The organism is Xanthomonas sp. NCPPB 4037 (assembly GCF_041475695.2).
GTDB lineage: Bacteria > Pseudomonadota > Gammaproteobacteria > Xanthomonadales > Xanthomonadaceae > Xanthomonas > Xanthomonas campestris.
The window spans coordinates 1,286,028-1,298,213 of sequence record NZ_CM191261.1; the positions used below are offsets into that span (position 1 = coordinate 1,286,028).

The 12,186-nt window shown below is 65.4% G+C and carries 5 protein-coding genes; 4 read left to right on the forward strand and 1 reads right to left on the reverse strand.

The window, feature by feature from the left end:
* Positions 1-712 precede the first annotated feature (712 nt).
* The gene (locus ACCQ01_RS05830) at positions 713-5,629 is read left to right on the forward strand and encodes an alpha-2-macroglobulin family protein (RefSeq protein ID WP_228434215.1); all 4,917 of its coding nucleotides are present in this window, start codon (positions 713-715) and stop codon (positions 5,627-5,629) included.
* A gap of 353 nt (positions 5,630-5,982) precedes the next feature.
* Here ACCQ01_RS05830 and ACCQ01_RS05835 read toward each other — a convergent pair whose 3' ends face one another.
* The gene (locus ACCQ01_RS05835; protein ID WP_228434225.1) at positions 5,983-6,450 is read right to left on the reverse strand and encodes an REP-associated tyrosine transposase; all 468 of its coding nucleotides are present in this window, start codon (positions 6,448-6,450) and stop codon (positions 5,983-5,985) included.
* Between the two features lie 1,010 nt (positions 6,451-7,460).
* Here ACCQ01_RS05835 and ACCQ01_RS05840 point away from each other — a divergent pair.
* From ACCQ01_RS05840 to ACCQ01_RS05850, 3 genes are all read left to right on the forward strand, one after another.
* Positions 7,461-10,154, forward strand: coding sequence for a TonB-dependent receptor (locus ACCQ01_RS05840; protein WP_372358892.1), 2,694 nt, complete (start codon positions 7,461-7,463; stop codon positions 10,152-10,154).
* 103 nt (positions 10,155-10,257) lie between these two features.
* A complete protein-coding gene (locus ACCQ01_RS05845; protein ID WP_228434217.1) occupies positions 10,258-11,205 on the forward strand; it encodes a glycerophosphodiester phosphodiesterase family protein in 948 nt (315 codons plus the stop codon).
* Between the two features lie 183 nt (positions 11,206-11,388).
* Positions 11,389-12,117 (forward strand): CPBP family glutamic-type intramembrane protease, encoded by a 729-nt coding sequence (locus ACCQ01_RS05850; RefSeq protein ID WP_267132189.1) that lies wholly within the window; start codon positions 11,389-11,391, stop codon positions 12,115-12,117.
* Positions 12,118-12,186: the final 69 nt, after the last annotated feature.

A 12,186-nucleotide genomic window follows, 5' to 3' on the forward strand; every position in this document is an offset into this window, starting at 1 on the left:
CGGCATGTCGCATGCGTCCACTTCGGTTCCTGCGCGCCGCTGCCACCACCTGTCGTGGCGAACGCCAGCCTGGCGGTAAGCGCAGTGGTTTTGTTGGCCGCACTTTATTGGACGCAGCCACAGACTGGTTGGCCGGGTGCGCGGTGCCCCCACCGCTCGCGGGACACGCCGTGAACCCGTCCCTGGGGGCTCGATGGCGGCATCCATGCCGCCAACGGTCCCGCAATCGGCGAGGGCACCGCGCTAGACAGTGAGCCGGTTGCTTTGTAGACGCTGCCGTTGATGTCGTTGCGTTGTGGAGCTGATTGTCCACGCGGCGATCCGGTCGAGAGTGTCGGTGTGCATGTTTTCTACAACGCAACCGACTCAGACTCTGGTGCGGTGTCCTTGCCGATTGCGGGACCATGTAGCGGCATGGATGCCGCTACTGAGCCTGCATGGACGGATTCACGGCGTGTCCCACAAGCGGCGAGGGCACCGCGCCCTCGACCAACCAGGCTTCTGACTGCATCTCAAACGTGCGGCTAAAAAGCCACTGAATCCGCGGGCCGGACGCGCCGTTGCCATCGCCACGCATCTACCGCAGCGCAGGCTCACCGCCCATCGGCAAGTCCGCGACCGGCCACATATCGAACATCGGCGGCGTGAAGCACGTCGCTATACTTGCCGCCTCAGTCATGGGGTAGCGCGAATGGACAGGCAGGAATCAGGGATGACGTCGTCGGGCGTGCGGCGGATGCTGCTGTGGGTGGTGTTGCTGACGGTGGCGCTGGGGAGCGTGGCGTGCAAGCGCAACGAAAGCGGCCAGTTGCCCACTGCCAGTGGCGAGGCGATCAAGGCCGACAAGCAAGGCATCACCGGCTTTGGCCTGGCGCGCGCTTACCCCGATCAGACCAGCGACGGCCTGTCGCTGGCGCTGGAGTTCTCGCGGCCGCTGGTGGGCACGCAGGACTTCGATGCGCTGGTGCGCTTCGAGGAAAAGGTCGGCAACGGCGACAGCAGCTGGTCGCTGTCTGACGACGGCAAGACGCTGCGCTACCCGTACGTGGAAGCGGCCAAGGACTATACCGTCCTGATCGCCGCCAACCTGCTCGCCGCCGATGGCAGCCGCCTGGGCAAGCCCCTCAAGCAGAAGGTCTACACCGGTGAGTTGAAGCCGGTGGCCGGCTTCGCCTCGCAGGGCAGCGTGCTGCCGGCGCGCGAAAGCCGCGGCTTGCCGGTCGTGTCGGTGAACGTGCCGGAAGTGGACGTGGAATTTTTGCGCGTGCGCGAGAAGTCGCTGCCGGCGTTCTTCCACCAGTTCCAGCGCGGCGGCCGACTCGGCAGCTGGGACCTGGAAAACGAGTACAGCGAGAACGCACCGCTGTCCAAACTGGCCGACCCGATCTACGTCAACCGCTTCATCCTGGGCGGCAAGCAGAACGAGCGCGTGCTGACCTACCTGCCCACGCAGGACATCAAGGAGCTGCAGGAGCCGGGCCTGTATTTCGCGGTGATGAAGCGCGCCGGCACCTTCGAAAACGAATTCGACACCGCCTTCTTCACCGTCAGCGACATCGGCCTGCATACGCGCGCCTACAAGGACAAGCTGTTCGTGCACACCGCCTCGCTGCAGAGCGGTGAGCCAGCCAAGAACGTGGAACTGCGCATCCTCGATGCCAAGGGCGAGCTGTTCCTCAAGGGCAGCACCGACGCCAACGGCAATGCGTTGCTCAACTACACACTCGACGCCAGCCATGTGCTGGTGGCGCGCAGCAAGACCGATATTTCGATGCTGCCGTTCAACCAGCCGGCGCTGGATCTGAGCGAATTTGCCGTGGCCGGGCGCGAAGGCGCCTGGTTCGACGTGTTCGCCTGGGCCGGCCGCGACCTGTATCGCCCCGGCGAGACCATGCGCGTGTCGGCAATCCTGCGCGACAACGACGGCAAGCCCACCAGCGGGCCGACCAAGGGCGGCCAGCCGGTGTTCCTGCGGCTCAAGCAGCCCGACGGCAAGACCTTCCGCGAAACCAAGCTGCAGCCGGGCGAGCAGGGCTATTTCGAATTTACCCAGCAGATTCCCGCCGATGCGCCGACCGGCCGCTGGCAGGTGGAATTCCGCACCGACCCGGGCAGCAAGGACGCCGTGCAGGGCATGACCGTGCGCGTGGAAGAGTTCCTGCCCGAACGCATGAAGCTGGACCTGGACGCCGCGCAAAAGACCTTGAGCGCCGGCAAGCCCTTCACCCTGATCGCCAATGCCGCGTATCTGTACGGCGCGCCGGCCGATGGCAACCGCTTCACCGCCAAGCTGGCGGTGAGCGTGGAGCAACATCCGCTGGAGTCGTTGCCGGGCTGGTTCTTCGGCGACCCCACACTGGAGCTGCCGCGCGAAGCCAAGGACGTGATCGACACCGAGTTCGGCGGCGATGGCGTGTTGCGCGAAGACATCGCGCTGCCGGACGAAGCCAAGCCGGTCAGCACCATTGCCGCCGTGGTCTCCGGCAGCGTGTACGAGACCGGCGGGCGCACCGTGACCCGCACCATCAAGCGGGTGCTGTGGCCGGCCAAGGCGCTGGTCGGCGTGCGCCCGTTGTTCGATGACACCGACGGCGCCGATGCCAACAGCAACGCACGCTTCGAGATCACCCGCGTGGATGCCGAGGGCAAACCGCAGCCCGCCAAGGGGCTCAAGGCCACGCTGGTGCGCGAACTGCGCGACTACCACTGGAACTACACCGACGACCATTGGGATTACGACTTCACCCGCCGCTTCGAGAACAAGGACACCCGCACGATCGACGTCGGCAGCGGCAATGCCAAGCTCGATTTCCCGGTGGAGTGGGGCGAGTACCGTCTGGACGTATTCGACCCGGCCACCGGCCTGACCACGCGCTATCCATTCCGCGCCGGCTGGAGCTGGAATGACGAAAACCGCGGCCTGGACGCGCGCCCGGACAAGGTCAAGCTGGCGCTGGACAAGACCGGCTACCGCGCCGGCGACACGCTCAAGGTCACGCTGACCCCGCCGCATGCCGGCAAGGGTGTGCTGCTGGTGGAAAGCGACAAGCTGCTGTACGTGCAGGACATCGACGTCAAGCCGGGCAGCACTTTCGAGATTCCGGTCACCGAGGCCTGGGAACGGCACGACGTGTACGTGACCGCGCTGGTGTTCCGCGGCGGCAGCGCGCCGAGCAAGATCACCCCCGCACGCGCGGTGGGCGTGGCGTTCGTGCCGATGGACCGCAAGGCGCGGCGCGTGGCGGTGGGCCTGTCTGCGCCCAAGCAGATGCGCCCGGAACAACCGTTGCCAGTGACCGTGAGTGTGCCGGAGCTGGCCGGCAAGGCCGCGCACGTCACCATCTCGGCGGTGGACGTGGGCATTCTCAACATCACCCGCTTCCCGGTGCCCGATGCCAACGCGCAGTTCTTCGCGCAGCGCCGGCTGGGCACCGATGCCTACGACATCTACGGACGGGTGATCGAAAGTTTCGACGGCGCCAGCGGCAAGCTCAAGTTCGGTGGCGACATGGCCCTGGAAGCGCTGCCGCAGGCCAAGCGCCCGACCGCACGCGTGCAGACGGTGGACCTGTTCTCCGGGTCGGTGCAACTCGATGCCAAGGGCAATGCACGCGTGCAACTGCCGGTGCCGGATTTCAACGGCACGCTGCGTGTCTCGGCACTGGTGTACTCGGACACGCGCTACGGCAACCGCGACATGGAAACCATCGTGCGTGCGCCGATCCTGGCCGAAGCCAGCATGCCGCGCGTGATGGCGCCGGGCGACCGCAGCACGGTGACGCTGGACGTGCAGAACTTCACCGGCAAACCGGGCGAGTTCAACGTGCGGGTGGACGGCATCGGCCCACTGGCCATTGCCGAGGCGGCGCGCAGCGTCAAGCTGGCCACCGATGGCAAGCAGACGCTGAGCTTCCCGCTCACCGCCACCGAAGGCTATAGCGTGGCCAAGGTGCGCGTGCGTGTGGACGGCAACGGCTTCAAGGCCGACCGCAGCTACGACCTGCCGGTGCGTGCCGGCTGGCCGCAGGTGCTGCGCACGCAGACGCGTGTGCTGGATCCGTTGGCACCGGTGAGCATGGATGCGGACCTGACCGAGGGCCTGATGGCCGGCTCGGTGGCCGCACGCATGCTGGTCAGCCCGCTGCCGCCGATTCCGTTCGCCAGCGCGTTGCAGGACGCGTTGAACTATCCGTACGGCTGCGCCGAGCAGACCACCAGCAAGGGCTATGCGGCCTTGCTGCTGGACGAGGCCACGGCCAAGGCGCTGGGCACCAAGGGGCTGGATGCGGCCACCCGCCGCGAGCGCATGGAAGGCGCGTTCGGTCGGCTGGCCTCGATGCAAATCGCTAGCGGGCATTTTTCGATGTGGGGCGACGATGGTTACGTCAATCCGGGCCTGACCCCGTACATCGCCGAGTTCCTGCTCGATGCCAAGGACGCTGGGTTTGCGGTGCCCGACAACGTGCTGCAGAAGGCGCTCAATCGCCTCAGCGAGGATCTGCTCTCCGGCGGGAACGAGTTCTACGGCCAGGACCGCCGCGACAACCTCAAGTTCGCCAACCAGGCGTGGTCCGGCTATGTGCTGGCGCGCGTGAACCGTGCACCGCTGGGCACGCTGCGCGCGCTCTACGACAACCAGCGCGACAAGGCGCTGACCGGGTTGTCGCTGGTGCATCTGGGCGCGGCACTGTCGCTGCAAGGCGATACCAAGCGTGGCCAGGCGGCAATCAAGGCCGGCTTTGCCAAGAACAGCGCAGACCGGCCGCCGTACTTCGGCGACTACGGCAGCGCGATCCGCGACGATGCATTGATGATGGCGTTGCTGCATGAGCGCGGCTTGTCCTCGCCGGAGTACGACACCCGCGCGGTGACGCTGGGCCAGGCGCTGGACGCGCGCCGCAGCGGTGGTTCGCTGTGGCTGAGTACGCAGGAGCAGGTTGCGCTGGCGCGGCTGGGCAAGGCGCTGATGGTGGCGCAGGGCAAGACGGTGTCGGGCACGTTGACGGTGGGTGGGGAGGTGCAGGAGATCGCGCCGGCACGCCTGTTTGGCCGTAGCTTCGACAGCGCCGCGCTGGCGCGTGGCGTGCAGTTCGTCCCGCAAGGCGAGGCGCCGATGTATGCCAGCCTGGAAGTGGCCGGCATCCCGCGCAGCGCACCGGAAGCGGACACCCGCCATCTCAGTGTGGAACGCACCTGGTACACCACCGACGGCAAGCCGTGGACGCCGCGTGCGCTCAAGGAAGGCGAGGCGCTGATCGTGCGCGTCACCATCACCGCCAACACCAGCATGCGCGACGCCTTGCTCACCGACCTGCTGCCGGCTGGCCTGGAAATCGAGAACTTCAACCTGGGCGATGCCAAGCAGTGGGCCGACGTGGTGGTGGACGGCATCGGCATCAGCGAGCGTTCCAGCGCCGCCGACGTCAAGCACGAAGAGTTCCGCGATGACCGCTACGTGGCCGCGCTGTCGTTGTCGTCGGGCAGCAAGGCGCAGGTGTTCTACCTGGTCCGCGCCGTCACCCCGGGCACCTACACCGTGCCGCCGTCCTTGGTGGAAGACATGTACCGCCCAGACCTGCGCGGCGTCGGCCGCACCAACCCGGCCACGATCACGGTGGTGCAGCCGTAAGGCATCACGGTCGGAGCGCGCTTGCGCGCGGTGAGGCTTCCCTGGGAAAGCCCCACCGTGCGCCTGCTCGCTTCTAGGCCAATAAGACCGCGTTCCAAACGTAGTTCCAACGAGGCCACGATCAGCGGCACAGCCGTGCGCGATAACCGTAGGAGCGCGCTCGCGCGCGATGAGGCGTTCCCGGGAAAGCCCCACCGCTCGCCTGTTAGCTTCTAAGCCAACAAGACCGCGGCCCAGAACGGAGGTGCCAGCCAGGCCACGATCACGGTCGTACAGCCGTGCGCAATCACCGTAGGAGCGCGCTTGCGCGCGATGGAGCGTTCCCAGAAGTACCTCACCGCACAGGCGCGCCTCTACCCCAGCCAGATCGCATCCCAGAACGGATACTCCCCAAGGCGCTGCACCAACCCGGCACGCAATGGGTTGGCGATGACATAGCGTGCAACCGCACGCAGATCCGCGTCATGACGCACGGCATGGTCGTGATAGGCGCGAGCCCAGACGGGCGCCTGCACCGCACGCTGCGTGTTGACCGCACGCGTGCTCGCAGCCTTCAGACACGCCACCGCCCGCGCCAGCGGCGTGTGATGGCCCAACTGCAGCAGCCAGTGAACGTGAGCCGGCATCAATACCCAGGCAAGCAACGTGGCATCTGCGGGCGCTGCGTTCGTAAATGCGCCACATGCGGTTGCAGCCAGGCGAGGATCGTCGAACAGGCGCTGCCGCTGGTAGGTTGCCGTGGTGAGCAGGTAACAATGCCTCGCGAGCGAATGGCGGCCGCGGCGAAGGGCACGATGTCCGGGCGAAGTGGGATCAGTCATGCCGGCAGGTTGACTTGCCTGGTCGACTGGCTGCATTGGCGCAATCCGTGGATTGGGGTCAGCGGACTCCGCGCCTGAGTGCGCGCTTGGGCGGCGGGCGTTGTCGGGAGAGCTTCTCGCGCGCGAGCGCGCTCCTACGTTGGGTTTGCGTCCAGCTGTGGTTGAACGAGACACCTCACGTAGGCGGTGGCGCTGCGAAGGGGTGAATTCGTTATCCATGATCTGCAAGGCCCCGGTAGGAGCGCGCTTGCGCGCGATGAGGCGTTCCCGGTAAAGCTTCTCGCGCGCAAGCGCGCTCCTACGTTGGGTTTACGTCCAGCTGTGGCTAAACGGGATAGCTTTCGTGGCGGCGGTACGGCGAAGGGGTAAATCCGTTATCCATGATCTGCGAGGCCCCGGTAGGAGCGCGCTTGCGCGCGATGAGGCGTTCCCGAAAGAGCCGCATCGCGCGCAAGCGCGCTCCTACGGTTCTTCGCATTGCGCGACAGGTGTTCGCATTGTCTTTTTGGTGCTATGTGCGCGACACGCAAAGGTCATCCTGGCTGCCTACGGTGGCGTGCTTTCGCACAGACGCGGCGCCCTTGCCGCGCGATTTCCGGGATTCCATGCAGCGCTCCGATTCGTACCGTGTGCACCTCTCTATTCTTGCCCTTGCCATCGCGGCCTGTTCGTCGGGCGCGCAGGCGCAGACCCTTGACGCTTCAAATGCCGCGTGGAAAGGCTCGCCGATCTCGCCCGCGGTAACGGCTTCAGATGCAAGCGGTGATGCCGGCGATGCGGAAACGCCAGCTGCGGCAGCGAATGTTTCCCAGCCATCAAGCGAGGCATCGAATCAAGATCTCTCCGCTACCGCTACGTCTGCTACAGCTACCGCTACTACAGCGACAGCGACAGCGATAGGCGCAGGTGCAGGTGCAGGTGAAGGTGCAGGTGCAGGCACAGGCAAAGTCGCCGGTTCCAGTTCCAGTTCCAGTTCCAGTTCCACCGCAGGCGTGCAAACCCTCGATGCCATGCAGGTCACCGGTGTGCGGCGTGCCAACGCGGCGGCGGTGGAAAGCAAGCGCGCGGCCACCAACATCACCGATGTGATCAGTGCGACCGACGTGCGGGCCTTGCCCGACAGCACCATCGTCGAAGCGCTGCGCCGTGTGCCTGGCTTATCCGTGTTGCCTGCCACCGACAACGAGCATCCGCGCGATGAAGCCGCCACGCCGGTGTTGCGCGGGCTGGGGCCGTCGTACAACAACGTCACCATCGATGGGCTCACCATCGCTTCGCCCGGTACGCCCAATGGCACGCTTGGCTCGATCACCCGCGGCGTGCGTCTGGATTTGCTGCCAGCGTCGATGGTCAGCGAGTTGCAGGTGGTCAAGACGTTCACCGCTGACCTCGATCCCAATGCTACCGGCGGTGCGATCAACCTCAAGACCCGTAGCGCGTTCGAGAACGGCGGCAAGCCGTTCTTCAGCGCCGAAGCCGCGCTGGGCCACGCCAACGACGTGGGCGAGCCGCGCGACCAGGACGACCCTGGGTATCGCTTGAATGCCACCGGCAGCCGCACCTTCGGCAGCGAACAGCAATACGGCTTCACGCTGTCGGCCAACTACCAGACGCTCAGTAGCTACACCGAAACCCATATGACCACCGACACGGTGCATTACGGGTTCTACGACAACAACGGTGTGCTGCAGACCGGCGCCAATCTCGGCAATGGCTGGGCGGTGCCGCAGCAGGACAAGTACTGGTACGTGCAGAACCAGCGCGACCGCTATGGCGTCACCGGCAAGTTTGAAGCGCGCCCGAGTGCGGCCTTCGAGGCCTACGCCATGGCCGGCTACTACTATTTCAAGGACGACATGGAGCGCAACGAGGTCATCATCGACCCGCGCAACCGTGGCCAGGTGTTCAATCAGACCGCGACCTCGGGCAGCTATCCCGGTGGCGATATTGAGGTGGGGTACTCCAACCAGATCGTCACCACGCGCACCAAGGTGGCGCAGCTGGGCAGCATCTGGCGGCCTACCGATCGGCAGCAGTTCTCTGCACGGGGTTCGTGGTCGGATGCGACCTACGACGAGCCAATTCGCATGATCAAGTACGCCACCGGCATCAATCGGCCGGCAGCGGTACCGGTGGGGCAGACCGGTAGCGGCGTGACCGTGAATGCCACACCCAACTATGCGTTCAATTACGACACCTCCGGCTTTGACCAGCGCTTCGGGGTGTCGCCGCAGGCCTACAACAATCTGGATAACTACAGCCTGTCGTACTGGCGGCCGGACTATAAGCGCACCGCCGCCGATCGCATTCTCACCGGCCGGCTTGATTACGGCTTCAATCAAGGCGAAAGCGATCAGGGCATCGGCTTTGCCGCGGGCGTTTCATACACCACCGACAAGCCCTCTTACGACATCTTTCGCGTGGAGTACCAGCCCAACACCAGCGCACCGGCGTTCGGCCTGGCCGATGTTGCGGGCACTGGCAGGGCGCCGATGCGCTATGCCGGTCTGAACCTGATTACCATCGATCCGGACAAGGCCAACCGCGTGCTGGCAGCAACGCCGCTGAGCGCGTTCAACAGCACCGACCAGCAGGCTTTCAGCAACCAGGACAACTTCACACATACCGAAAAGACCTTCGGCAGCTATGGGCTGGTGAGTTATCGCAGTGAGCGACTCAACGTGCAGGCCGGCCTGCATTTGGACAGCACCAAGCTCAACACCGTGGGCCGCCAGCGCCAGCTGGACACCGCCAGCAACCGCTACGTGTATGTCGATAACCCCACCAATGCGGATTACGACTATCTGCTGCCTTCGGCGATCATGACCTACCACCTGACCGACGCACTGGACCTGCGCGTCGGCGCCAGCCGCACACTTGGCCGGCCGCCGTATGACGCGTACGCAGCCCGCACCTCGATCGGCTTCGTCAACACGACCGACGCCGGCAACCCGAATGCGCAGGGCGTCACCGTCACCATCGGCAACCCCGACATCAAGCCGCGCGTGTCCAACAACCTGGATCTGTCGCTGGAATGGCGGCTGCCGGGCGACTTCGATGCCTTTGCCTCTACCGCCGTGTTCGACAAGCGCATCCAGGACGAAATCTTTACGCTCTCGCGCACCGATAGCTTCACCTTCGATGGCACCACCTACGCCAATGCGTTGATCAGTACGCCGGCCAACGCAGCCAAGGCGCGCATCCGTGGCGTGGAATTCAACGGCATCGTCAACACGCTGGCGCCGATTGCACCGTGGCTCAGCGGCGTGGGCTTCAGTGCGAACTTTGCGCTGCTCGATGGCAGCCTGGACGTGCCGTATAGCGTCGGCAGCGGCAGCACCGTCAGCCAGCGCGAGCGCAAGCTCGACAACCTGGTCGGCCAGCCGGACTACACCGCCAACGCCACGCTGTTTTACAACACCGGCGGCCTGGAATTGCGCGCCGCCTACAACCGGCAGGGCAAGGCCTTGCGTGCCATCGTCAGCAACATCGACTGGCAGGATCTGTACTGGTCGCCGCGCTCGCAGCTGGATTTCACCGCGACGTATGCGGTCAGCAAACAGCTCAGTCTGATCGGCCAGGTCAGTAACCTCACCCACAGCCGCATCAGCAGCGTGACCGGCCCGGGGCAGAATCTGCTCAAGGACAGTTACTCGGTGCCCAGCACCTATTGGGTGGGCCTGCGCTTTACGCCCTCGCTCTAGACAAACAAGGCCGCGCAGTGAGCGGCCATCCAAGCACATGCATCGTGATGCAGCCGCCTGGCGGATGCGTCGCGTTGCCCACGCATTCAAGCGGAGCCGTACGATGACCTTGCAGTCTGTTGCTTCTTTTGCCGCGCTGCTGTGCGCAGCCATTGCCGCCGATGCGACTGCCGCACCGGTGGGGGTTGCCGCGATCCAGGCACGGCTGACCAATCCCGACGGCGGCATCGTGGTGGTGGCGCATCGCGGCTGCCACGCCGCGGCGCCCGACCATGGATTCAACGACACCGCGCCGGAGAATTCGCTGGCAGCCTTGCAGCGTTGTATTGCCATCGGCGCGGACGTGATGGAAACCGATGTGCGCCGCGCCGCAGACGGCACGCTGGTGATGCTGCACGACGCCACCGTGGACCGCACCACCGATGGCGCCGGCAAGCTGTCCGAGCTCACACTGGCCGATCTGCAGAAGCTGCGGTTGCGCAGCGACGAAGGCGGCGCGCAGGCACGGTTGACCGATCAGCGCGTGGTCACGCTGGAGCAGATGCTGGCCGCCGCCAAGGGCCACATCCTGCTCAATCTGGACGTCAAGGATGCGATCTACGTGCAGGTGGTCGACGCGGTCACGCGCGCCGGCATGCAGCACCAGGTGATCGTCAAGGCCGAAGCCGGCATCGCCACGCCGCCGCTGGCAGCGATGCAGCCGTTCGACCGCGTGTACTTCTTCCCGATCCTGATCAATGCGCACGGCACGGCCGATCTGGCCGCGATCGCCACTGCACAAACCCGCAATGCGCGCCCGATGGCGTTCGAGCTGCCCAAGATGGCCGCATCGCAATTGCCGGCCCTGGTGGCGGTGAGCAAGGCGCACAACGTGCGGCTGATGGTCAATTCGTTGTGGGAAGGCTTTATCGCCGGCTACGGCGGCGATGCCGATGCCGAGCGCGACCCGGACAAAGTGTGGGGCCGCCTGTACCGCGATGGCGTATCGATCATCCAGACCGATGCGCCGGAAGCTTTGCTGCGCTATCGCGCGACGCTGGAGACGCGTTGAGCGCCGCGTTATCTCGCTGCACGCGGCAGGCGCGCGACGGATGCGCACTGTGGCCGCCCAGCATGACCCATGGCACTGCGGGGACCCTGCCGCCGCCGCTATAGTCAGGCGTTTTTTGCACGCAAGGATGGCTGCATGCCGCTCGATACACGCTAGCGCAAATTCGGTCCGCATGTCGTCTGGTTGGTGGTGCTGCTGATCGCGCTGCAGGTGTGCGACGTGGCCAAGGCGGTTGGTTTGCCCATCCCGAAAATTCCCGTGCCCTATGGCGGCGGGATTGCCGACAATCTGCTCAGCGTGGTGGTCGTGTTGGTCGCAGCTGCCTTGCTGCGTCCTGGTACGCCAGGCGAGATTGCAGCGCGTCTGGGGCTGCGTTGGAACGGTTTACGCGGCCCGGCGCTGACCCTGTTGGCCACACTGCCGTGCTGGCTTGGGCTGTGGACGCAATCCACCTCGGTCGGCACCGGCGATCTGCTTGGCCTGCTGTGGCTGGCGCTGCTGTTTCCGTTGGCCGAAGAAATCGTCTTTCGTGGTTTCGGCTTTGTCTTTGCCTGCCGCGCGCTGGCCTGGCGTCCGGCGATCGCCGCGCTGGTGCAGGCGGTTGTGTTCGGCGGCGTGCATTGGCTCGGGGCAGGCGGCGGAGGCGGCGACGCCTTATTGATCTTCGCCATCACCGGCATCGGCGCGCTGCTGTTTGCCATTGTGGACGCGCAGGACGGTTACACGATCTGGAGCGGCTGGGTGCTGCATGTCTCGCTCAATGCGGCCTGGACGGTCTTTGCGGTGTCCGATTCGGCCGCCAGTGGCTGGCTCGGCATGGCATTGCGGCTATCTGCCGTATTCCTGGCGATGGGATTGCTGCGGCTGTTTGTAACGCCGTCTCGCTCGCTGCGTGCGGACGTTGCAAGCTAGCGCGTTCGTCATTACGTCATTCAGGAGTGCGCAGGTGAGCTGATCACCCGATGCGCGGCGCGCAAGAGT

Coding starts and splice junctions, on each gene's coding strand:
- ACCQ01_RS05830 (WP_228434215.1), top strand. CDS start 713: ATGACGTCGTCGGGCGTGCGGCGGATGCTGCTGTGGGTGGTGTTGCTG.
- ACCQ01_RS05835 (WP_228434225.1), bottom strand. CDS start 6,450: ATGACTGATCCCACTTCGCCCGGACATCGTGCCCTTCGCCGCGGCCGC.
- ACCQ01_RS05840 (WP_372358892.1), top strand. CDS start 7,461: ATGCAGGTCACCGGTGTGCGGCGTGCCAACGCGGCGGCGGTGGAAAGC.
- ACCQ01_RS05845 (WP_228434217.1), top strand. CDS start 10,258: ATGACCTTGCAGTCTGTTGCTTCTTTTGCCGCGCTGCTGTGCGCAGCC.